The following is a 23,467-nucleotide window of genomic DNA, read 5'->3' as shown; positions in this document are numbered from 1 at the left end:
ATGGAATTGATTGTTCTGGATACTTCTTTGAAAATGCTTTCAGTGCTTGATACCTTCGAGTCGCTTATATGGACGGAGCGGTATTCCGCCTATGGTGATTTTGAGGTATATACAAGCATCAACGATTCTATTCTTGAAATCCTGAAAGACGACTACTATCTCTGGCTGAAAGAATCCGACCAGACTATGATTGTCGAGGATAGAAAGATTGAATCAGATGCCGAAAACGGAAACCATTTCACAGTCACCGGAAGGTCATTGGAATCCATTTTGGAACGCCGCATTATTTGGAAACAAACGATTCTAAGCGGAAACTTTCAAAATGGAATTAAAAAGCTGTTGGATGAGAATATCATCAATCCTTCTGATGCTTCTCGAAAGGTTGAAAGATTGATATTCGAAGCATCAACAGATCCGGCGATTACTGGGTTGACGGTAGATGCACAGTTTACCGGAGACAATCTGTATGATGCCATAAAAAAGCTGTGCGATTCCAAGAATATCGGTTTCCGAATCAAGCTGTCCGACGATAACAAATTCGTTTTTAAACTCTATGCCGGTGCGGACCGTTCTTACGATCAGTTCACGAATCCATATGTCATCTTTTCTCCCAAGTTTGAGAATGTAATCAATACCAATTATCTGGAATCAAAGAAGACTTTAAAAACTGTTACTTTGGTTGCCGGAGAGGGAGAAGGGGCTGATCGAAAGACTACAACTGTAGCTTGTTCGTCTGGAGCCGGAACAGGTTTGAATCGAAGGGAACTTTACACAGATGCCAGAGATGTTTCTTCGACCGTGGATAATGAAACATTAACGGATGCTGAGTATAAAGCACAGCTTTCTCAAAGAGGTTTGGAAAATCTGGCTGAGAACATCGCAACTAAATCGTTTGAGGGAAAGGTTGAAACAACAAGAATGTACCGATATGGAGAGGATTTCTTCTTAGGAGACATGGTCCAGATTGTGAACGAATACGGCATTGAGGGAAAAGCCCGTGTCACAGAATTTATTCGTTCCCAGAGCAAAGAAGGACTTGATTCGTATCCGACATTCGTTACCGTAGAATAGCAGGAAAGGGGTGAAGAAAAATGAGTGTCACTTATGGGTTCTATAACTCAAAGAACAAAGACCGGCGATATGACGCCATTCAAATGTCCAGTATTTTTGACGGAATCATTCGTGACGGCATTTTGCAGCATGTTGGGACTGCTATGATGGTAAAAGAGTCTACTGGCATGATGGTGAATGTCGGAATCGGACGGGCGTGGTTTAATCATACCTGGACATTGAACGATGCCTTGCTTCCATTAACTGTACCACAGTCAGAAGTAATTCTGAATCGAATTGATGCTGTGATTTTGGAAGTGGATTCTCGAGAATCTGTTCGAGCAAATACCATTAAAATCGTTAAGGGTACACCGGCTACAAATCCGGTAAAACCATCAATGATAAAAACAAATGATCGTTGGCAATATCCATTGGCGTACATTCGAGTAAATTCTGGGGTTACATCCATACGACAGGCGAATATTACTAATACGGTTGGAACATCGGAGTGTCCATTTGTAACAGCGCCTTTGGAGAAGATGTCTATTGATGCGTTGGTTGCTCAGTGGAAAGACCAATGGGATGCTTTTTATGAAAAAGAAACCTCGGACATGGAGGCAACAAATTCTTTCTGGAAAGACCAATGGTCAAAATGGTTTAATGCACAGACAGAAGAAATTCAACAATCCTATCTGGACTGGGAAAAACAGTGGAATGATTGGTATGCGACGCAAACGGCGGATATGCAGGAAACGAATGCCTATTGGAAACAGTTATGGGCGACCTGGTTCAACGAGTACACGAACAATAATACATCCGAAATGGCTGCATGGCGAGAGAACGCCCAAGCTTTATTTGATGAGTGGTTCCAACAGTTGAAAGATACGCTTTCGGAGAACGTAGAGGCGAATCTGGCAAACCAGATATTGGAGTTGCAGGAGCGAACGAAGATTTTAGAAGAAATTGTAGAAGGAATTCGGACAGAATTTACCGTTTACAATAAACTTTATGATAATGGTTACGAGAACCATGACAAGCTTCTTGATTCATCGGACGGAACTATTATTGATAGTGACATAGATCCGATTGTAGCGAGAGCATACTCCAGTTCTTTGATTCTGGATAGTAACGGACAGCCGATTGATGGTCGCGTTATTTTTTGCATTAGATAAAAAAAGGAGGATATGACAAAATGAAAATTACAGATTATGAGAAAGTTCGTCAGTTGGATGAGAGCAATATTGTCTTGATTGATGGTAACAACGGGACCAAAACGATCTTAGTAAGTGATTTCGCAAAGGCTCTGATTGGTCTCATGAATTCAAAAGATTTTATTTCGGGGGTTAATCTGTCCGAGCTTGATCAAATTAAGACTTTGTCTACAAATGACAAGTTTTTAGTTGGAACTTCGGGCGGAAATAAAGCAATTGGTGCCAATGATGCATTGTTTGCTATTCTGGATTCTTTTGTGCCGAAGGAACAGCGCCGAATGATTTACAGAGGGAAGAACCTTGGAAGTGTTGTTACAGAAGAACAGAAGACCAATATTAAAAATGGTACCTTTAAGGGCTTTTTCTTAGGGGATTATTGGATTATCGGAAGCTATACGTGGAGGATTGTGGATTTTGATTACTGGTATGATTGTGGAGATACCGCGTTTACAAAACCTCATTTGGTCATTATGCCGGACAAACCACTTTACAATGCACAGATGAACGCGACGAACATCACTACTGGTGGTTACGTGGGTTCTGAAATGTATAAGAAAAATCTTGATCAGGCGAAAACATTAGCAGCAAGTGCTTTTGGTAATCTGATTCTTTCTCATCGTGAACATCTGACAAATGCCGTTACGGAAGGATATCCCTCCGGAGGGGCGTGGTTTGATTCTACTTTAGAACTTCCTAATGAGATTATGATGTATGGAAGTCACGTTTTCGCACCGGCTGGAGATGGAAAAATTGTTCCGAATCGATATACAGTTGGAAAGACGCAGCTTGCTTTATTTACTGTGGTTCCGAAATTCATTTCAAACCGTGCGACTTTCTGGCTCAGAGACGTCGTTTCTTCGGCTTATTTCGCTGTTGTGCTCGGCGGTGGCGATACGGACTGCAGCTACGCTTCGCTCTCTAGTGGGGTTCGTCCGGTCTTCCCTATTGGTTAGTTTTAATCCAGGGGCCCTGTGCCCCGAAAAAACAGTACGCAGGTGACAGCTATCTGTGCTATAAAAAGAAAAAATGAATGAAAGGTGAATGTCAAAATGGATGATAAGATTTATAAGATTACTCTGGCTGATGGGACAGTGATTGATAATCTGAAACTGAACGGAAACAACTTTATTTCGCCTGTGGAAATTGATGAGACCATTTTTGATGGGAACTGCCTAAATGTCACAATCAATGACGGCGAAAAAGACGATGTCCATACGAATATGGAACTGGTACAGATCACAAAGATGGGAGAGGAGTATTGGTTTATACTTCGTGATGTTCCAGAAAATGAATTGGCTTTTATTAAATTACAGTCGGATATTGAATATATAGCCATGATGTCTGAAATTGAACTGTAAGGAGGAGAGCTGACATGAGACGTAGTAAAAATTTTGACAAAGTAAAACGCTATTATAACATGGGAATGTGGAACGAGATGCGTGTCCGAAATGCCGTGAAAATGAATTGGATCACGGAAGAAGAATTTAAAGAGATTACGGATAAGGATTACGCATGAGTGTCCTAGTGAGCGACCGGACAGAATCCAAATTTGAGGCGATTACATATTCCGTTGAATTGCATGATATGTTAATCGAGTTGATGCAGCGTAGCTTCGGAGTAAAAGATTTGGATCGGCTTGTTCGAATGAAATATGCTTATGGAAAGGATACTACAGAAGATTTTTCAAGATATAGATATTTGATGCTGAATTACAAAAATCGAATAGATCAGTTAGCCTCCATGCTAACAAGCAATATTCGAGCGGCAAATTCTATATATCCGACCACGCTGCATGAATATGAGCAAAGAAGAGATTATCAGAATACAGCCATAGTAAACTGCGAGCAACTCTTAAAAGAGCTACAACGAATCGTTGAGATATTCGAAGTGGATGTTAATCTCTATAGTCGCTATGTTAAAGCTATCGACCGAGAAATCGGATTGATAAAAAAGTGGCGTCAACGAGATAACCGGATCAGGTCACAGTTAAAAGGGTAATGTCTAATTATGCGTCGTTTCTTCGGCTAATTTCGCTAATGTGAACAACAATGGCAATACGAACTACAACAACGCTTCGTACTCTTTTGGGGTTCGTCCGGATTCTCTGCCTGACCAACAGAGAAGGAGACATTGTCCTTTCCGAAGGGATAAATAGCAAAGCCGGACGCAATTTACTACGGTAAGTATTGCTAACACGGTGAATGATTTATGAACTATGAGGAGATTGTCTGTGACGCCAACAATTTGTATAGGGCTTATAAGGCCTCTGTCAAAACCAGCAAATGGAAAGAAACAACACAGAAATTCATGATGAATTTTCTGAGGTATATCTTTTCTATTCAAGATGATTTGATAAATCGGACACTTCAAAATGGACCGACACAAGAATTCACGCTGTTTGAGAGAGGTCGAGTAAGACCTATAACAAGTATTCAAATTAGAGATCGTATTATTCGACATGTTTTATGCGATGAGATTTTACTTCCTGAAGTGAAAAAGCATATTATTTATGATAATTGTGCTTCGATAAAAGGAAGAGGAATCTCTCATCAGCGAGATAGATTCGAAGTTCATCTTCGTAAATATTATCGTTTGTATGGGAATGAAGGTTGGATATTGTTTGGAGACTTTTCTAAGTTTTATGACAATATCATTCATGAAATTGCCAAACGAGAATTGTTGAGGCTATTTGATGACGATGAATTTATTGATTGGTTATTAACGCAAATTTTTGACGGGTTTAAAATCGATGTTTCTTACATGACAGACGAAGAATATGCCACATGTATGACAGATACTTTCAATAAGTTGGAGTATAGAAATATTCCAGAGTCAAAGTTGACTGGTGAAAAATGGATGGAGAAATCGGTTAATATTGGCGACCAGCTATCTCAGGTTATTGGAATTTATTATCCATATCGGATCGATAATTATGTCAAGTATGTGCGAAGTCAGAAATTCTATGGAAGATACATGGATGATTGGTATATCATGAACCCGAGCAAAGAAGAATTGTTAGATTTGCTGGATCATATTCATCAGATTGCAGAAGAATATGGAATCCATATCAATAGGAAGAAAACTCGAATTGTGAAGATTTCCAGTACATACAAATTTCTGCAAATCAAATATAGTTTGACCGATTCCGGTAAAGTAATCAAACGAATCAATCCAAAGAGAGTTACTGCGATGCGTAGAAAACTCAAAAGGCTTGCTGTAAAAGTGAAGAATGAGGAAATTTCGTATGAAAATGTAGAAAATATGTTTCGAAGCTGGATGGGTGGTTTTTATAAACTTCTATCCAAAGAACAAAGAAAAAATTTAATAGGTCTTTACGAAGATTTATTTGAAAAATCGATTGAGATTGTCAATAAAAAGATGATTATAGTCGATAAAACAAGATAAATATGGGAGGGTACCTATATGGAGCCATGGTTTCAAATGGTAGCGACGATTGTATGTGCAGTTGTCGCTTCTTCTGGTTTTTGGGCATACATCCAGAAGAGAAGCGAGAAAAAAGATGTGAGAACACAGATGTTGATTGGGCTTGCTCATGACAGAATCGTATATCTTGGCATGTCCTATATCGATCGGGGTTGGATTACGCAGGATGAATATGAAAATCTGCATGATTATCTCTATAAGCCTTATGAAAAAATGGGAGGAAATGGTTCGGCGAAGAAAGTTATGTCGGAAGTCAACAAACTACCCATTCATAAATCAACATATACTCAAAAAAATCAGTAGGAGGAATCAATCATGGAACAGATTATGAATTATGTAAAACCGGAACTGATTGTTGTAGCGATTGTTCTGTATTTCTGCGGAATGGCATTGAAGCAGACACAGGTGGTTAAGGATAAATATATCCCTATGCTTCTGGGGGCAGGAGGAATCGTTCTTTGTGGAATTTGGGTTCTGGCAACATCGCCATTAGGTAACGGTCAGGAGATTGCTATGGCGGTCTTTACAGCAATTGTTCAGGGGATTTTAATGGCAGGTCTCAGTAATTATGTAAATCAGATTATCAAACAGGCAAATAAAAATGAGTAATTAGAGCGGGAAACCGTTCTTTTTTATTTTTAAAAGAGAGGATGATACGAATATGGCTATTAACAAAGTAATTTATGGTGGACGGACACTGATCGATTTAAGTGGCGATACTGTCACTGCTGATAAAATTCTCGATGGATTTACAGCTCATGATAAAAAAGGAGAGACTATCACCGGTACTTGTAAGTACGATGTAGATTCTAGTGATGCGACGGCTGCTGTTGCTGAAATTCTTCAGGGAAAGACCGCTTATGTAAGAGGTAAGAAACTGACTGGTACTATGAAAAACAATAGTGCTGTGGCTGGAACAATTTCTTCTAAGGATGAGCAATATACAGTTCCTCAGGGATATCATGATGGTTCTGGTAAAGTTGGAATTGTAGATACAGAAAAAGAAAAATTGGTTCCTGCTAATATTCGAGAGGGTATTACGTTGCTTGGCGTTGAGGGAACGATGTCCGGAACAGAAGACGCCAAACCACAGGCCAAGACAGTTACACCGAAAACCACAGAACAGACTGTATTACCAGATACTGAAGAAGGATATAACTACTTATCACAGGTTACAGTTGCAGCAATTCCGTATCAGGAAAGTGAAAATCCCGCTGGAGGTACCACGGTAACTATCGGGTAGAAGGGAGGCTTAAATGGCTACAAGTAAAGTCGTTTATAGCGGTAAGACCCTCATAGATCTGACCGAGGATACAATCACAGAGGAAACATTGTTGCGAGGTTATACAGCGCATAAAGCGGACGGTACAAAAATTGTAGGGACCGCATTTAAAGACTACCCTTCGAGATATTCGTTTCTCGATACCCTTCAGGATTCAAAGGGGGAGAATATCCTTGATAAAGCGAATAATGTAATACAGGGTGAAACGGTGTATAAAAAAGTGTAGAAATGTCGTTTATTTCTTGAGTATTCCTACATTTTGCTGGAAGAAATGGCTTAAAATCAAGGTTTCCTGTTTCGTCTGTGGAGTCTGTAGGTTCTTTGTCTGAATTTCCGCAACCTGAAATGCTGCTGATTGCCAGTGCTGTTGATAAAAAGACAGACATCCATTTTTTTAAGTATTTTCCTTTCATGATCTGTTTTCCCCCTTGTTTGATATAAAAAGTTTTAACGGTTGTTGTAAATAAGTATATCATCATTTATGAGATATTAAAAAGGAAAAAGGTGCGCTTGTAATATTGGATAAATGGCTTATGAAGTCTAAGAAACAATTAGAAGACGGCTTATTTCGGATGGAAGAGTTGATCGGGGGCGCTGCGGATGAATAAAGTTTTTGCGAAAAATGGATGGGATAATTAAGCATAAAAAAACGAGAAACCTTAGATTTAATAAGGTTTCTCGACTTTCGTCAGCAATGCGGAAGAAGAGACTTGAACTCTCACAGGATAAACTCCCACTAGAACCTGAATCTAGCGCGTCTGCCATTCCGCCACTTCCGCTCGACAAATGATATTTTATCATAAGAAAAGATGTTTGTAAAGTGTTAAATTTGTATTTGTATTCTGTTTTTTCTTGTCTGTTTTTGTATGATCAGCCGGGGGATTCTCAAAATTTTATGAAAACCGAATGATTTACGTTTGATTTAGGGAGTCTACGCAGCGTAGACCGATGGAAAATGAACGTGTATTGTAAAATTTTCATAGTTTGATATGATTAGGTCAGTAAAATATTTTACTTTCTGCGAGACGATGCGGAAGGAGGAACAAAATGCAAGAAAGAAAAAACAGTGAAGCAGGAAATGAAAAAGAAGTTGACTATGGGAGAAAAAGCGGACAGGATAATACATCGGAAAATGTAATAGAAAACAGACCGGAGAAAAGAGTAAAAAATAAAGGAGGAAATAAGACAGGAGAATTTATTGCGCGAAAGAGAAAGGAACGCGGAATGACTCAGAAGGAAATGGCAGAGCTGCTTGGGGTTACGAATAAGGCTGTGTCAAAATGGGAGACAAGTCAGGGAATGCCGGATATCGGAATCCTTCCTGAACTTGGAAAGGCGCTTGGAGTGACAGTTGATGAAATTTTAATGGGAGAACAGATTGAACAAGAGAAAAGAGCGGAAACTGCCGTATCGGATGAGGATAAGAAGCTTTTGGAAATTGTGTTGGAGCGAGCCGAAAGAAAGGCGGAAACGATTCGGATCACATGGAAAGATGTTTTTGGCTGTCTGCTAATCTTGTCTGCGGTGGGGTTGATCATAGTGCAGATTTGGACTCTGACTCAGGGAAGAGAACTTGGATTGATCTATATAAGGAATGTAACTCCATATGTGATAAACGCGGCGGCAGTTTTCCTTTTTGGGGCCGGCGGCATGTGCATTGAAAAACTCCGCCCGATATGGAAAAGAAAATCTGTTATTGCAGTAACGGCGATTTTATTAGCTGCAGGAATTGAGGTTTGTCCATTTTGTTTTCTAAAGCAGAGGGAAATCGTTGATCTTGCACCTGATTTTTCAAATACAATGTGTCTGAAAATTGATGAAAACGGAAGAGCGGTTTTTTATCGGCAGCGGGGGCTGCTGTTCGGAGCGCAGTCTGATGTATTTCCGTTTACTGTGAAAGATGATGTGAAAGTACAGTGGCTTGAAAACGATGTGTGTGCTCTTACATATGAGTCGCCGGAAGATGATCAGGTGCATCAGTTTGTGGCGACTTACGGAGACAGAAATGAAGCGGTATCTTATTATTATGTGGCAAATGTGGCTTATGGTACATGGATGCCGGAAGACCGGGGAGAAAATTATAAGTTGGAAGTAGGAACAGGAGAAAACGGCGGAATCGATATTGAAACACCGGAAGGTAAAGAGCATTATGAACCGGAAGAATGTCTTCAGTATGGAACGCTTGCAGTTGTATTTCCCAGTGATGATCCGAAATGGACGCTTGTGTTAAATAAAGACTGCGTAGTGGAAGCGGGAGGAAGCCGGATAGAAGAAGGCGGAACAGTTACTTTGTGCAAAGTAGCGATGGAAAAAACAGCTCCGATCATTATGCATTAGAGAAATCCATTTGGAATGAAAGGATGGAATGTCAAAAAGAGTAAATCAGATTCGGAGCGCTTAGAATAGAGAGGAGAAAATATGGGAATGAACAGAAAAACAGGACGAGGCGCAAAATTTCTTATTGTGTTTGTTGTCATAGTGATCATAATGGCAGCAGTTACATTTTTTGCAGGAAAGTATGCTTATCATTTGTTAAGGGAGTACATAGAATATGCGTCGAAACAAAGTACGGAAGTGGTTTTAGAAAAAGACGGACTGAAAGGAATGATCGAATGGATGTCTGAGAAAGAAAAAGAGAAACTTCCGAAAAAATTTCTTGTTTCCGATATCGAGGCAGAGTTGTGGAAAAACGGAGAAGTGTACGACTTTGCGTTTAATATTCAAGAATTTGACGAATCAGATGAATACATGAAAGATATTTATTACAGGTATGACAGCAGAGAAGGAAAGCTTAGTAAAACAGAAAATGTAAACGAGGCGTTTCCGACTGAGTATGACCCGAATGCAGAAGTGGATTATTTGGACAGCCAGATAAAAATGCTCCCGCTAATGGCGCAGATGAAGGAGTTGGATTTTGACAGATATGTCGTGGAATACAGTCAGGACAGACGGCTTCAAGATGCGGATGTAGTGATAGACGGAAGAGACGGAAACGGATTTTCCGTGCTGACACAGAAAGAATATCAGCAGGGAGCAGGAGGGGCAAGCGACGGAAGTTCGCAGGTTGTGATCTCTCTGACTGACGGTGGAGGAGTGATGGGAGAGAGGATCGAATATATCTGTGCTCCGGCAGATGAAAATGCGCTTGTCGGTCAGACGGAGACAGTGATGCAGACCGATTATTATTTCAGGGGAGAGGAACTTATGCTGACAGATGACAGTGGGGAAACATGGGTTGCAAGCGGTTTGACGACAAAGCAGTTGGAAGAAACGAAAGCGGTATACGGTCAAGGAAATATGATTCCGGAGAACAGTGTTTACGCAGACGGAAACGGAATGTTTGCAGTATTTTGGGGCGAGACCCCGACGCTTCATGTCTCAAAAGATGACGGTGAGACTTGGACTGATTTTGTATTTCAGGAGGAGTATCCGAGACTATGCACTTCGAGAATTGTTCGTTTTCTTGATCCTGAAAACGGATATGTAGGTCTTGGAACAGACTGGTCAATGGGAACCGGAGGAGCTACTTACATCGGCTGGACGCATGACGGCGGCGCAACTTGGGAGACAACACCTGTAGCTGTGGAAAACGGATGGATTTTGTCGGGACTTGCATTTGCCGATCAGTCAGCCGGGATGCTTACGATGGATGAACAATTTGGAGAAAATTCGTGGCCGCATGTACTTGTGACAGAAAACGGCGGGGCGTCATTTGCGGAAATAGAGCTTCCGTGGGATACTGTTTCGGAAGAAGTGATGTTTCTGAATAAAGTGGACAGTTTGAAATATGAGAATGGAGTTTATTACTTAACCCTCGGTCAGGGGGAGTATGGAAATAAAAAAGCTGATTTTACAAGTACAGATTTGAAGAGCGGATGGAAATTTGAAAAAAGCTATATAGGAACAGTTCATTTGAATGGATAGGGGGGCATAAAAATATCGCATCTTAAATGACAGGTTTAAGATGCGATATTGAGACTATGAAGAAAAGTCTGTAAATATGATCTTCTATGATAAGAATGGGCGATAGGCTTAAACAAAATCAGCTTTTCGCCCTTGCTTTATATATAACAGTTACAAAATTGCATGTCAACAGCAGGCGGGTAATCCGCCTGTTTTTCTGCTTTTTTTATTACTCTGGCAAGCGACCTTCATACATGATACTTAACTCTCCATAAACCTGAGCCCAGTTCCGGATTGTTGCAGTCCATTTTTTTGTAGCTTCAAAGGTAGCCAGATAAAGGGCTTTTAAAAGGGCTGTATCGCTTGGAAAGACGCTTCTCTGACGGTTCAGCTTCCGATAAGTGGAATTCAGAGATTCAATGGCATTTGTTGTATAAATGACCTTTCTAACCGCTGCTGAAAACTTGAAGATTGGGGAAATAGCATCCCAGTTATCCTTCCAGCGTTTCATGGAATTCGGATATTTTGCAGTCCATTTTTCCATTACCCGATCCAAAGCTGCCAAAGCTTTCTTTTCATCCGCTGCCTGATATATCGTTTTCAAATCTGTGGCAAATGCTTTTCTGTCTTTATCTGGAACATATTTCAAGGTATTTCGCACTTGATGAACGATACATCTTTGATATTCTGTCTTAGGAAATGCTGCCGCAATCGCTTCTTTGATACCTGTGAGTCCATCTGCACAAATGATCAGGATATCTTTTACACCACGATTTTTTAATTCGTTTAAGACGGAGAGCCAATACTTGGAACTTTCATTTTCTCCAATACTGATAGTAAGCACTTCTTTCTTACCTTCCGCATTAATCCCAAGAATGACATACGCAGCAAGCTTCCGGATCACTCCATTATCACGGACGGAATAGTGAATCGCATCAATATACAGGATTGGATAAACTTCATCTAATGGCCGATTCTGCCAGTCTTCAATTTGTGGGAGAATCTTGTCTGTAACATCTGATATAAAACCTTCGGATGTTTCAAAACCATAAATATCTTCGATTGTTTCTGAAATCTGCCGGGTTGTCATACCTTTTGCATACATAGAAATAATCTTCTGATCGATATCTGAAATGTCTTTCTGACGTTTCTTTACTACTTGAGGTTCAAAAGTTGATTTTCTGTCTTGTGGAACTTCAATCTCCATAGAACCATAACGACTATTCACTCTTTTTCGCTTATAACCATTGCGATAATCACCGCTATCAGAACGTTGTGATTTTTCATATCCCAAGTGGTCATCCATTTCCGCTTCCATCATCTCTTTGATGGTTCCACCAAGAAGATCTTTCAGCGCATCCTGGATATCTTCTGCTGATTGGATATCGTATTCTTTCAAGAGCTGGTGAATGATGTTACGTTTTCCTTCTGTCATTTGTACTTTGTGTACAGGTTTCTTTTCTCTTGCCATAATAAAAGGCCTCCTTATGATAAAATATTTTACCATAGAAGACCTTCTAAAACATTATTTACAGAAAAAGTTTCACATTCTCGCGATATTTTAAGTTGTTATTAAACATTTTTATTCCATTATTTCATAATCTTCTTTTTCTGCTAAATCAGATTGGAGGTTTTGAAGGTACTCATTGCAGCTGTTCAAGTGTTCTGTTTCGTGTTCTGATTCTGAGTAGATGGTTGCAGCGTTATTTAAGTAATCTTGTTTTACGGAGTTTAAATATTTCTCAATCGGTAGATTGATTTTATAAACTTCAAATTCGTGTTGCCAATATTCTTCTTCAGAATCGAACTGATTAATTAAAGCTTGTGCTTCGTCTTTATTTGTTGCTCCGTTTATGATCTCTTTTAATTCATCCAAATATGCCCAAACTTCCTCATCGGTTACAGAATAGCCTTCTGAAATTGCCTTTTGATATGTAGCATCACGTTCTAACATATATTTAATTGCTTTTTCGCGAGCAGTAGATTCGGTATATCCGGCTAAAATGTAAAATTCGGTAGCCTGTTCAATATCGTCTTTTGTAATAATTCCACCTGATTTCCCTTTTGCAAAAATAGAATTATCACTTTTTTCCTTATGAGATTTAAATAACTGTCCGACTTTTTCCATGATATCAATATTGGACTCAAATGATGTGGCATATACAGATATTGATCCTATGATTAAAATAACAAGTAATGATGTAGCTATTAGTATTCGTTTTTTCATAATTGACTCCATTTCTTTGCTTTTTAATAGCAATTTTAAATTTTTAAGGGTGATCACAAAATTATTTTGTTGCTAATGGTATGGTTGCTGAGTTTGAGTAGGCCATAGGAATTCCATCTGGACAGGTTAATAAATATGTGATTTGTCCTTTGTAGGTAGTGTTTTTAGGATAATATTTTACTGTAGTGTTAAAATAGTACCATCCCCATTCCCACTTGCTAGTATCTACCAACAAATCGCCTTGTTGGAACGGTGATATAATAACTTTGTTAGTTCCATCCGTATGTAATGCGTTAGATACATCTACAGAAATATTGTTAGCTCCAGCGCCAGATCTTTTTATCATATAAAATTTTTGACGAAATGGAAATGCATTCTGTGTATTAGTGGAAGAATAATAAGATTCGTAATAGTCTAATTCTATGTCCACTACATTCCATCCATTATCGGGTATTGCAAAAACATGTTGATCTTGAACTACGCTTCCTTTTTGCAATGACTGACGTTTGGTTTGAGTTTCTAAGTGCGTTGCATGGCTTGTGATGAGTGGAGAGTAAATTAACATAGCAAATAAAATTGGAATTAATGTAGTTTTTTTAAAAAAATTTTTCATATCTGTTCCCTTCCTCGTACATCAAATATTTAAAAGTAGTGAATTTAATGAAAACTAAAAGTAAAGTTTTCATTGGCATAACTCTTTATAGAATTCTTTTTTAATTCTAATAGGTTGCTTTGTTTATAGTTTTTTAATTTCTCTAAATATGCCCAAAACTTTTCGTCAGTTACATCATAAACTTTTGCGATTGCTTTTTGATAAGTATCATCACGTTCCGATATATATGTGATTGCTTTTTCACGGGCTGCAGATTCTGTATGACCCGCTAATGTGTAAAAATCAGTGATTTGTTCAATATTATCTTTCGCAATAAATTCTTCTGATTTTTCCTTTGCAAAAATAGGGGAATCAGTTTCTACTTTATGTGATTGAAAGAACCGACCGACTTTTTTATAATTGACTCCATTTTTTCGCCTTTTATTAAGAGGAATTTAAAACTTATAACCTTTTATGGCAAACTAAATAAAAATTCCAATGGTATCACTCCTTATGATATATTTCTTGAGGCAACATAACGATTAGTTAAAAATATTTTTGGTTAGGGTGATTGACTTTGTGTTGCTGTCAATTTATTTGAGAGTTTGAATAGATGATATTTTTTCTCCTTAATTATAACACTATTTTTACTCTTTTTTTTGAAATGTAACAAAATGCATAGGTTATGGTAATAACTTACATGTTTTAGATGTTTGTCATCGCTTTTCTTTTGGTCAAGGAGTCTTTATAGTATTATATAAAAAATCTCCATTCTTACTTGAAGGATGGAGATTTTTAAAAGTAATTAAATGGCAGTGTATACAATTTCTCCGCCGCATACAGTCATTTTCACTTTTCCGTACAATTCCCAGCCGATAAACGGTGAATTTGACGACATGGAAGCGAAGAATTCAGGAATCCATTTTGCTTCGGGATCGAAGATCACGAGGTCGGCAGGAGCGCCCTTTTCGATTTTTCCGCCGTCTAAATGATACAGTCTGGCGGGATTGATCGTCATTTTTTCGAGAAGCTGCATAAGTGACAGATGCCCTTTGCGTACAAGAGAAGTGATCCCGAGCGCCAGTGATGTTTCCAAACCGATGATTCCGCTTGGAGCGGCAGTGATGGAGCGTTCTTTTTCTTCTTTGCTGTGCGGGGCATGGTCTGTTGCGATAATATCGATCGTTCCGTCGGCGAGTCCGGCGATGATTGCCTGACGGTCAGCTTCGGAGCGAAGCGGCGGGTTCATCTTTGCAAGTGTTCCATATGTCAGAACAGCCTCGTCTGTCAGTGTGAAATGGTGCGGCGTTGCTTCCGTGTGAATATTTGCGCCGAGTGATTTAAAGTGGCGGATAATGTCTACGGAACGTCCCGAGCTGATATGCTGCATAACAACGTCGGCGCCTGAATGCAGCGCGATCATGCAGTCTCTTGCGACGAGGGATTCTTCGGCGATAGAGGGAGAACCGTAAATGCCGAGCTGTTCAGACACCGCGCCGTGGTTGACGCCGTTGTTTTTAATAAATGACGGATCTTCTTCATGAAGGCTGATCGGTACGTTTAGCTGTTTGGATTTTTCCATTGCCTCGTATAAAAACGCGGCGTTTTTCAACGGAATGCCATCGTCGGTAAATCCGCATGCTCCGGCAGTTTTCAACGCTTCCATGTCGGTCATTTCTTCGCCGCGCAGTTTATGAGAGACGGAAGCGGCCTGATAGACGTGTATTTTTTCGTCTTTCGCTCTTTCTAAAATATCTGTTAAAGTTTCTGTATTGTCTACGACCGGAGACGTATTTGCCATACAGATGACAGAAGTAAATCCTCCTGCGGCGGCGGCCTGTGAACCTGTGTGGATATTTTCTTTGTAAGTAAATCCGGGGTCACGGAAATGGATATGCGTATCGATAAGTCCCGGCGCGACAGTCAGACCGGCGGCATCTGTTACCTGCTCGTTTGGGGCAGGTGAAAGAGTGTTTCCGATTTCTGTAATGATCCCGTTTTTGATTCGGATATCGTAATTTCCAGATTTTTTAGTGGCAGGGTCTATAAGAAAACCGTTTTTAATAAGCATGAAAAAACCTCCTTGAATATAAGATTGCTGTAATAATTATTATGCGAAACAAAGACGCGTAACGGAAATAAATGGATTCATATGTAATCATATATAAGTGAAAAACGCATCTGTATATAGGTAAAGTATAAAGGAAGAATAAGAAAGAGACAAGAGAATAAAAAGGAGCAGTGTTATAAAACCGGATATAAAAAACTGCCGCATCCTGATCGTGAACATATCATAGATATCAGGAGCGGCAGTATGTGAATTAATTTTTGCGGTAGAGGTGACGCGGGATACCGTCAACCATTACCGGAGATACATCACCTTGAATGAGCGGGCGTACATATGAAACAAAATCGTCGGTTACATAAGATCCGTCTTCTGTAACCCATTCGCGCGGAACGACTTTTTCGTCGTTTGCAATCTTATGCACATCTTTTACTTCTGTTCCGCATTGATACGGATCGTCGGAAAGACGCTGGAGAACGACCATCTTGCCGGAATCTCCTTCATCCGCAGCTTTTACTGCCGCGCCGCCTACCTGATAAGCTTCGAGAATATCGACTCTGGAAGCGCAGTGGGAAGCGGAGCGCTGCAACGTGCTCAATTCGATCGCACGGGTTTTGCAGCCGAATTCGCCGGCGATATAGCTTGCAAGATAGTTTGCAGTTCCCGAAAGCTGTTTGTGACCGAACGCATCGACAAAATCAACGCTTTGTCCGAGTTCGCATACATATCTTCCGTCGGCGAGACGGATTCCCTCCGAAACAGCGACAACAACCGACGGTTTTTTCGCCAGAAGATCTTTTACTTTTTCGCTGAAAGCTTCGATATCAAAAGGAAGTTCAGGCAGATAGATAAGATCTGGGCCCAAACAGTCCTCGCCCTTTGCAAGAGCTGCCGCTCCGGTCAGCCATCCGGCGTTTCTTCCCATGATCTCAACGATAGAAACAAGCCCTTTTCCATATTCAAGGCAGAAGCTGTCGCGGATGATTTCTTTTACAGATGTTCCGATATATTTTGCGGCGCTTCCGTATCCCGGAGTGTGGTCTGTAAGAGCAAGATCGTTGTCGATCGTCTTAGGGCATCCGATAAATCGGGTGCGGTAACCTGTTACAATGGCGTAATCAGAAAGTTTTTTGATCGTATCCATTGAGTCGTTTCCGCCGATGTAAATAAAGGCTTCAATGTCAAGCTTTTCGAGAATTGAAAAGATTTTTTCGTATACGTCTTTATTCTCGTGGATCTCAGGCAGTTTATAGCGGCATGATCCGAGGAAAGCCGCAGGGGTTCTTTTCAAAAGTTCTGTATCAAGATCGTTCGTAATGTACTCGGACAAATCGATGTAACGCTCTTGAAGGAGTCCCTGAATGCCGAAAAGCATACCGTATACTTTGTTTGCGCCTCTGTCTTTGGCAGTGCGGTATACTCCCGCGAGACTTGAGTTGATTGCCGCTGTCGGACCACCGGATTGTCCGACAATTACATTTCCTTTCATGATGAAGTACCTCCGTTCTGTATGTTTGCCCGCAGGTTGTTGCTGCGGACGGATATACAATTATTTTAGTGCATAATGACTAATTTGTAAACAAAAAAATCAAAAACATAGGCAAAATAACGAAAATGACGAAAAGTGATACATTATAAGAAAAATTGCGGAAAAGATGTTATGCTGTTAAAATACAGGATAAATCAGCGCTGATATTTTGCGGCGCGGAAAGAGAGGCTTGGTATGAAAAAATATGATTATCTGATCGTCGGTGCGGGATTATACGGCGCAGTTATGGCATATGAGCTTGGAAAAAAGGGAAAGTCATGTCTTGTGATCGATAAACGAGATCACATTGCCGGAAATATTTACTGTGAAGATGTAGAAGGGATTCATGTGCATAAGTACGGAGCGCATATTTTCCATACGTCTGATAAAAAAATATGGGATTATATAAATCAATTTGCGGAGTTTAATCACTATATTAATTCTCCGGTAGCAGTTTATAAAGACGAGTTGTATAATCTGCCGTTTAATATGAACACATTCAGCAGGATGTGGGGAATAAAAACACCGGAAGAGGCAAAGAAGATCATCGAAAGACAACGAAAAGAGTCGGGGATAACAGAACCGAAAAACCTTGAGGAGCAGGCGCTTTTCCTCGGTGGGAAGGATATTTACGAAAAACTGATCAAGGGATATACAGAGAAGCAGTGGGGAAGAAAATGTACGGAACTTCCGGCATTTATCATTAAGAGGCTTCCGTTTCGTTTTGTGTATGACAACAATTATTTCAACGACAGATATCAGGGAATCCCGATCGGCGGCTATACTCCGATCGTGGAAAAAATGCTTGAAAAAGCGGATGTTCTTACGGGAACAGACTTTTTTGAATTTCGTGCTCAGAATGCGGATATTGCAGACAAGATCATATTTACGGGGATGATCGATGAATATTTTGGTTACAGACTCGGAGCGCTTGAGTATCGTTCGGTGAGATTTGAGACGGAGACACTTGACTGTGACAATTATCAGGGGAATGCGGTTGTCAATTATACCGATGGTGAAGTGCCTTATACACGTGTGATCGAACATAAGCATTTTGAGTTCGGAAAGCAGGAGAAAACTGTGATTTCACGAGAATACTCCTCGGAGTGGGCAGTTGGAATGGAGCCTTATTATCCGGTCAACGACGAAAAAAACAACGCTTTATATGAACAGTATAAAAAACTGGCGGACGAAGAGGAAAACGTGATTTTCGGCGGAAGACTCGGGAATTATAAATACTATGATATGGATAAAGTGATCGCAGCGGCTCTTGAACAGCTTGACCGGATTGTGTAGACGTAAGAAAGAGACAAAAGAAAAAGGCAAAAAAGCAAAAGAAAAAAGATAATGCAGACACTTGCTTTTCTGTATAAATTCAAGTAAGATACAAATACTTATTAAATGAGTCTGATTCAAGACACATCTTTTACGGCAGTTGTTTCGCCGGATTTCGCCAAGAATAATAAGCTCATTCGGGAACGGGGCAGGAGGGACGCCCCGCTTCCGGTTATGTGCACCCGATGAAAAAGTGAATATGGAAAAAATGAATGCAGTGAACTTGGAAAAAATGTATGAAGTATTGAAATTTGTCGAATACGGAGGTTACTGCCGCAGAAGCATGGATTGTGTACATGGTATGCTGCTTATCGATCGTATGAAGAATGAAGCGGTCGTCGATAAAGCAGTTTTATTTGGATGGTTCCGAAAAATGGCAGTCTGTGCAGAGCAGTATGAGCGATGCGGTGAAGGACAGAATTATAAGTATTTGAATCCGTATGGAATTGTGTTGTCTGATGAAGGAGAAGTGTTGTTTCTGGATACAGAATCGAGAGAAAATGCCGAGGTGATGAAGCAGATGCAGAAAAGAGCTGTCAGAAGTCATTTTATCAGACCGGTATACGAAATGGATACTTGCGGCAGCAGAGAGCCTGATCTGTTTGGATACGGGAATACGCTTCGTTTTATGCTGGCATATATGAAAGTAGTTCCGGCGCTGACAAAACGGGAAGAAATCCGTCTTTTTCGTATATGTGGGAAATGCATCGGAGAGACAAGAAAAAAATACAGCTCGTTTCTGCAAGTTTTAAAAGAACTTCCTACAGTGAGGAACAAAACAGAAAAGACAGACAAAAAGCGTGTCGGAGTATGGTCGGGAATCGCGGCAGGTGCGGCGGGATGTATTTTGGCGGCGGTTTATATGGGAGACGCTCACACAGATCTGGCTGTATCGAACGGAGAAAAGATTACAGGGGAGGATATAAAAACAGATACGGGAACAGATATAGAAACAATAGAAACAGATGTAGAAACGACAAAAACAGGCTCAGAAACGACAGAACCAGGTGTGGAAATGACAGAAACAGATATGGGCAAAGATAAAAGAGCAAACAGAGAAGCGGAGGTGCGGTCAGATAGAGACGGAGATACAGAAAACGAGGAAAGAAAAAAAGATACGGCAGATGCGGATGAAGTGAAGAAAAATGTGACAGACGAGAGTGGAAAAACAGATGCCGCTGCGGAATGGATGGAATTGTATTTGGATCAACATACGGATAGTGGAAATCAAAAGGCGATAGAGATAGGGGAAAAAGCGAGATTGTCCGTTTTGTGGAAACTGGCCGATGCTTATGAGCGGTCGGGAATGAAGACGGAGCAGATTCAAACATACGGTCAACTGATCGAATGGGAGCAAGATCCGATACAATTAGAAGAGGCCGGCGTAAGAAAAATGAAGCTGGAAGCAGCGCAGGGCGATTATAAACAAGCGGCGGAGACCGGGAAGAAAGTTTTGGAACGGATTGAGGCGTCGGAAAAAATCACAAAGATGCTTAAAGGGTATGAGTTATATAAAGGCGAAGAAGGAGAATCGTAAGCGTCAGAGTGAAAATACGAAATATGGAGAAAAATAGTTCTGAAAAGGGAGGATGCCGGGTAATCAATATGATTCCCAGCATGTATTATGAAAAAGTTTATGCAAAAACAACTTGTAATCACCTTTAATTCGGTAAGCTTAGTATATGCGATATAAATGAAGAAAACGTGAGGAGAAAATGAAAGAATTTAAAATAATAAATGAACAAAATATGAACATCCCGCTTTAAGAAGAGAAAAGAAAGTAAAAGACCGATGGGGGAGCCATCGGTCTTTTGAGGGGAGTATAAATAATTAATAAGGGGTTGTAGAAAATAACCTTTCTACAAGAAACAGTATAATATAGGAAAATGGAAAAAGCAAGCAAAAAATTAAGAAATTGAACAAAAATATTTGAAAAATTTAATAAAATACAAAGAAAAACACAAATAAAAAGAGGAATAAAAAATAATAAGGAGAAATACTAGTTTTGAATCAAAAAAACAGGAGGAAAATACAATGGCAAAAAACTACAGTAATGCAAACAATTCAGACAAAAACGCACAGTCAAAAAACGGAGCTTTCTCTTCTTATTCAGAGTCACAGAACAGCAGCAAAAATTGCGATAAGAACACAACAAAAAATGCAAGCAGAAATGCAAGTAAAAACGCAAACAAAAATGCAGATAAAAACAGCGCAAAGTCTGCTATGAGCTACGGCGGAAATAAAAACTGTGGTAAGATCAGAGACGCGTTTGACGAATCTGACAAATACTAAAGATTAGGTGAAAAACATCTCGTATTTACAGAATACGATGTGAAATGTTTTATTCGGTAAAATAATAGTAAAACAATGGCAGGGCGGAGTAAACTTCAACTTTACTCTGCCCTGTTTTTATAGTAATATTGTAGGAAGAAAAAGGTAAGGACGGATAAGTTCATGGATAAAATAGAATGGATAGCCCCTTGTCACTTTGGTTTGGAATCGGTACTCAAACGAGAGGTTGAACAACTCGGATACGAGATCGTACAGGTGGAAGACGGCAGGGTTACTTTTCGCGGAGGCGCGGAGGCTGTTTGCAGGGCAAACATATTTTTGCGGACTGCGGAGCGTGTATTGATGAAAGTCGGCAGTTTTCAGGCAAAGACATTTGACGAGCTGTTTGAGAAAACGAAGGAGCTGCCGTGGGAAAATTACATACCGAAAGACGGAAAGTTCTGGGTGGCAAAAGCGGCATCGGTAAAAAGCAAGCTGTTTAGTCCATCTGATATTCAGTCGATCATGAAGAAGGCTATGGTGGAAAGACTGCGGGGCAAATACGGGATCAAGTGGTTTGAAGAAACAGGCGCGTCTTACCCGGTGCGCGTGTTTCTTATGAAAGACACGGTGACGGTAGGGCTTGATACGACCGGAGTATCGCTTCATAAGAGAGGATATCGCCCGGTGGCGGGAAAAGCGCCGATCGCAGAGAATCTGGCAGCGGCGCTTATTATGCTCACTCCGTGGAAAAAAGACCGGATTCTCGTAGATCCGTTTTGCGGAAGCGGTACGTTTCCGATCGAGGCGGCGATGATCGCAGCCAACATTGCTCCGGGAATGAACCGATCGTTTACGGCTGAGACATGGACAAATATCATTGCGAAAAAGTCATGGTATGAAGCAATCGATGAGGCGACGGATATGATAGACGACGATATAGAGACTGATATCCAAGGATATGACGCAGATGCATCTGTCCTTCGTGCGGCTCGCAGAAATGCAGAGGAAGCAGGGGTTGGTCATCTGATTCATTTTCAGCAAAGGGAAGTAAAGGATCTCAGTCATCCGAAAAAGTATGGATTTATTATTACGAATCCGCCGTACGGCGAACGTCTTGAGGAAAAAGAAGCTCTTCCGAAATTATATAAAGAATTCGGAGACGCCTTTAAAAATCTGGATAGTTGGTCGGCGTATATGATTACAAGCTATGAGGAAGCGGAACGGTATTTCGGACGGAAGGCAGATAAAAACCGGAAAATCTACAACGGGATGCTGCGGACTTATTTCTATCAATTTCAAGGTCCAAGACCGCCGCGGAAAACGGTAAGAGAGCAGGGGATGGCATTATGAAAAGAAGAATTGTATTTGCAACGGGAAATGAAAATAAAATGAAAGAGATACGAATGATCCTTTCAGATCTGAATACGGAGATCGTTTCGATGAAAGAAGCGGGAGTGGATATCGATATTGTGGAAGACGGAATGTCTTTTGAAGAAAATGCAGAGATTAAGGCGAGATCGGTAGCGAGAATTCTTACAAACGATATTGTTCTTGCGGATGACTCCGGGCTGGAAATCGATTATCTCGATAAAGCTCCGGGAATTTATTCTGCAAGATTTGCAGGGGAAGACACATCCTATGATATTAAAAACCGTATTTTTCTGGATCGTCTGGAAGGGGTTCCGGATGAAGAGCGTACTGCGAGATTCGTATGTGCGGTAGCGGCTGTATTTCCTGACGGAAGCGTAGACGTAGTAAGGGAGACGATCGAGGGAAGGATTGCGCATGAGTCGGCGGGAACGCACGGCTTTGGTTATGATCCGATCTTTTATCTTCCTGAATATGGCTGTACAACGGCGCAGCTTAGCCCGGAACAAAAAAATGAAGTAAGTCACCGAGGCAAAGCGCTCTGTGCGATAAAACGCAAATTAAAAGGGAAAATCGGAGATGATTTATTATGAAAGTACTGATAGTCAGCGATACACACGGCAGACATACAGGATTAGACCGTGTTCTTGAAAAAGAAGGAAAGATCGATCTTTTTATTCATTTAGGTGATATAGAAGGCGGAGAAAGCTATATTAATTCGGTTGTGGAATGTGAGAAGCATATGGTAAGAGGAAACAATGATTTTTTCTCGGATTTGCCGCGGGAAGAGGAAATCGATATAGGTGGGTATAAAGCCTTTATTACTCACGGACATCCGTATTATGTGTCTTTGGATTCAGAGTATATAAGAGAGGAAGGCGCAGCTCGAAAAGTCGATATCGTGATGTTTGGTCATACACATAAGCCGTATTTTGAACAGAAGGATGGAATCACTGTGCTGAATCCGGGCAGTTTGGCATATCCGAGGCAGGAAGGCAGAAAGGGAAGCTATATGATTATGGAGATTGATCAGGAGGGAAAGGCTCATTTCAATCAGAAATACTTGGATTGACGGAATGTCCGGCAGAGTAAAAGACGGGAAATTGCGTGTAAAAACAGGATGAAATAAAAAGTCATTAAAAAAATAAAAAAAATGCAAAAAAAATATTGACAATCTAAAAACCTTAT

The 23,467-nt window shown here is 40.4% G+C and carries 24 protein-coding genes and 1 tRNA gene; 18 read left to right on the top strand and 7 right to left on the bottom strand.

What is annotated here, in order from left to right:
* The 10 genes from RUMTOR_RS08230 (at nt 1) to RUMTOR_RS08185 (ending at nt 6,948) form a co-directional block, all read left to right on the top strand.
* Nucleotides 1–1,071: a siphovirus ReqiPepy6 Gp37-like family protein gene (locus tag RUMTOR_RS08230; RefSeq protein ID WP_004846977.1), complete on the top strand. Its 1,071-nt coding sequence runs from the start codon at nt 1–3 to the stop codon at nt 1,069–1,071.
* 20 nt (nt 1,072–1,091) lie between these two features.
* A complete protein-coding gene (locus RUMTOR_RS08225; protein ID WP_004846976.1) occupies nt 1,092–2,222 on the top strand; it encodes a hypothetical protein in 1,131 nt (376 codons plus the stop codon).
* Between the two features lie 20 nt (nt 2,223–2,242).
* On the top strand, nt 2,243–3,214 hold the full coding sequence (locus RUMTOR_RS08220) for a hypothetical protein (protein WP_004846975.1): 972 nt from the start codon (nt 2,243–2,245) through the stop codon (nt 3,212–3,214).
* A 96-nt stretch (nt 3,215–3,310) separates the two neighbouring features.
* Nucleotides 3,311–3,619 carry a hypothetical protein gene (locus tag RUMTOR_RS08215; RefSeq protein WP_004846974.1) on the top strand — a complete coding sequence of 103 codons (309 nt, stop codon included), beginning with the start codon at nt 3,311–3,313 and terminating at the stop codon, nt 3,617–3,619.
* Between the two features lie 14 nt (nt 3,620–3,633).
* Entirely contained in the window at nt 3,634–3,777 is a 144-nt protein-coding gene (locus RUMTOR_RS08210; RefSeq protein ID WP_004846973.1) for an XkdX family protein, read from the top strand.
* 68 nt (nt 3,778–3,845) lie between these two features.
* The gene (locus tag RUMTOR_RS08205; protein WP_242647698.1) at nt 3,846–4,259 is read left to right on the top strand and encodes a hypothetical protein; all 414 of its coding nucleotides are present in this window, start codon (nt 3,846–3,848) and stop codon (nt 4,257–4,259) included.
* 210 nt (nt 4,260–4,469) lie between these two features.
* Entirely contained in the window at nt 4,470–5,666 is a 1,197-nt protein-coding gene (locus RUMTOR_RS08200) for a reverse transcriptase domain-containing protein (RefSeq protein WP_004846971.1), read from the top strand.
* Nucleotides 5,667–5,684: 18 nt separating this feature from the next.
* Complete coding sequence (locus tag RUMTOR_RS08195; RefSeq protein ID WP_004846970.1) at nt 5,685–6,008, top strand: hypothetical protein; 324 nt, start codon at nt 5,685–5,687, stop codon at nt 6,006–6,008.
* Between the two features lie 12 nt (nt 6,009–6,020).
* Nucleotides 6,021–6,314, top strand: a complete 294-nt coding sequence (locus RUMTOR_RS08190; RefSeq protein WP_004846969.1) for a phage holin family protein — start codon at nt 6,021–6,023, stop codon at nt 6,312–6,314.
* A 52-nt stretch (nt 6,315–6,366) separates the two neighbouring features.
* A complete protein-coding gene (locus tag RUMTOR_RS08185) occupies nt 6,367–6,948 on the top strand; it encodes a hypothetical protein (protein WP_004846968.1) in 582 nt (193 codons plus the stop codon).
* A 146-nt stretch (nt 6,949–7,094) separates the two neighbouring features.
* Here the strand turns inward: RUMTOR_RS08185 and RUMTOR_RS13025 are convergent, their stop codons facing one another.
* Both RUMTOR_RS13025 and RUMTOR_RS08175 read right to left on the bottom strand, forming a co-directional pair.
* Nucleotides 7,095–7,400: a hypothetical protein gene (locus tag RUMTOR_RS13025; RefSeq protein WP_162776431.1), complete on the bottom strand. Its 306-nt coding sequence runs from the start codon at nt 7,398–7,400 to the stop codon at nt 7,095–7,097.
* A gap of 282 nt (nt 7,401–7,682) precedes the next feature.
* A tRNA-Leu gene (locus RUMTOR_RS08175) sits at nt 7,683–7,766 on the bottom strand.
* Between the two features lie 268 nt (nt 7,767–8,034).
* Between RUMTOR_RS08175 and RUMTOR_RS08170 the strand changes: the two genes are divergently transcribed.
* Nucleotides 8,035–9,324: a helix-turn-helix domain-containing protein gene (locus tag RUMTOR_RS08170; RefSeq protein ID WP_004846964.1), complete on the top strand. Its 1,290-nt coding sequence runs from the start codon at nt 8,035–8,037 to the stop codon at nt 9,322–9,324.
* Between the two features lie 87 nt (nt 9,325–9,411).
* The gene (locus RUMTOR_RS08165) at nt 9,412–10,911 is read left to right on the top strand and encodes a WD40/YVTN/BNR-like repeat-containing protein (protein WP_227182536.1); all 1,500 of its coding nucleotides are present in this window, start codon (nt 9,412–9,414) and stop codon (nt 10,909–10,911) included.
* 208 nt (nt 10,912–11,119) lie between these two features.
* On the opposite strand, the gene RUMTOR_RS08160 is transcribed toward RUMTOR_RS08165, so the two are convergent.
* From RUMTOR_RS08160 to RUMTOR_RS08140, 5 genes are all read right to left on the bottom strand, one after another.
* Nucleotides 11,120–12,361 carry an IS256 family transposase gene (locus RUMTOR_RS08160; protein ID WP_009321026.1) on the bottom strand — a complete coding sequence of 414 codons (1,242 nt, stop codon included), beginning with the start codon at nt 12,359–12,361 and terminating at the stop codon, nt 11,120–11,122.
* Between the two features lie 111 nt (nt 12,362–12,472).
* Entirely contained in the window at nt 12,473–13,117 is a 645-nt protein-coding gene (locus RUMTOR_RS08155) for a hypothetical protein (protein WP_009243064.1), read from the bottom strand.
* Nucleotides 13,118–13,178: 61 nt separating this feature from the next.
* Nucleotides 13,179–13,730 carry a hypothetical protein gene (locus tag RUMTOR_RS08150; RefSeq protein ID WP_004846960.1) on the bottom strand — a complete coding sequence of 184 codons (552 nt, stop codon included), beginning with the start codon at nt 13,728–13,730 and terminating at the stop codon, nt 13,179–13,181.
* A gap of 784 nt (nt 13,731–14,514) precedes the next feature.
* Nucleotides 14,515–15,780 (bottom strand): dihydroorotase, encoded by a 1,266-nt coding sequence (locus RUMTOR_RS08145; RefSeq protein WP_004846959.1) that lies wholly within the window; start codon nt 15,778–15,780, stop codon nt 14,515–14,517.
* 250 nt (nt 15,781–16,030) lie between these two features.
* Nucleotides 16,031–17,263: a 6-phosphofructokinase gene (locus RUMTOR_RS08140; RefSeq protein ID WP_004846958.1), complete on the bottom strand. Its 1,233-nt coding sequence runs from the start codon at nt 17,261–17,263 to the stop codon at nt 16,031–16,033.
* Nucleotides 17,264–17,497: 234 nt separating this feature from the next.
* Between RUMTOR_RS08140 and glf the strand changes: the two genes are divergently transcribed.
* From glf to RUMTOR_RS08110, 6 genes are all read left to right on the top strand, one after another.
* The gene (gene glf, locus RUMTOR_RS08135) at nt 17,498–18,598 is read left to right on the top strand and encodes a UDP-galactopyranose mutase (protein ID WP_004846956.1); all 1,101 of its coding nucleotides are present in this window, start codon (nt 17,498–17,500) and stop codon (nt 18,596–18,598) included.
* A gap of 247 nt (nt 18,599–18,845) precedes the next feature.
* Nucleotides 18,846–20,174, top strand: a complete 1,329-nt coding sequence (locus RUMTOR_RS08130) for a tetratricopeptide repeat protein (RefSeq protein ID WP_022003141.1) — start codon at nt 18,846–18,848, stop codon at nt 20,172–20,174.
* A 497-nt stretch (nt 20,175–20,671) separates the two neighbouring features.
* Nucleotides 20,672–20,929: a hypothetical protein gene (locus RUMTOR_RS08125; RefSeq protein WP_004846953.1), complete on the top strand. Its 258-nt coding sequence runs from the start codon at nt 20,672–20,674 to the stop codon at nt 20,927–20,929.
* 162 nt (nt 20,930–21,091) lie between these two features.
* Nucleotides 21,092–22,261 carry a THUMP domain-containing class I SAM-dependent RNA methyltransferase gene (locus RUMTOR_RS08120; RefSeq protein WP_004846952.1) on the top strand — a complete coding sequence of 390 codons (1,170 nt, stop codon included), beginning with the start codon at nt 21,092–21,094 and terminating at the stop codon, nt 22,259–22,261.
* Nucleotides 22,258–22,872 (top strand): RdgB/HAM1 family non-canonical purine NTP pyrophosphatase, encoded by a 615-nt coding sequence (gene rdgB, locus RUMTOR_RS08115; protein WP_004846951.1) that lies wholly within the window; start codon nt 22,258–22,260, stop codon nt 22,870–22,872. Before RUMTOR_RS08120 ends, rdgB begins: the two co-directional genes overlap by 4 nt.
* Entirely contained in the window at nt 22,869–23,351 is a 483-nt protein-coding gene (locus RUMTOR_RS08110; protein ID WP_004846950.1) for a metallophosphoesterase family protein, read from the top strand. Before rdgB ends, RUMTOR_RS08110 begins: the two co-directional genes overlap by 4 nt.
* Nucleotides 23,352–23,467 lie beyond the last annotated feature (116 nt).

The organism is [Ruminococcus] torques ATCC 27756 (genome assembly GCF_000153925.1).
Classification (GTDB): domain Bacteria; phylum Bacillota; class Clostridia; order Lachnospirales; family Lachnospiraceae; genus Mediterraneibacter; species Mediterraneibacter torques.
This window is presented reverse-complemented; position numbering and strand designations above follow the sequence as displayed.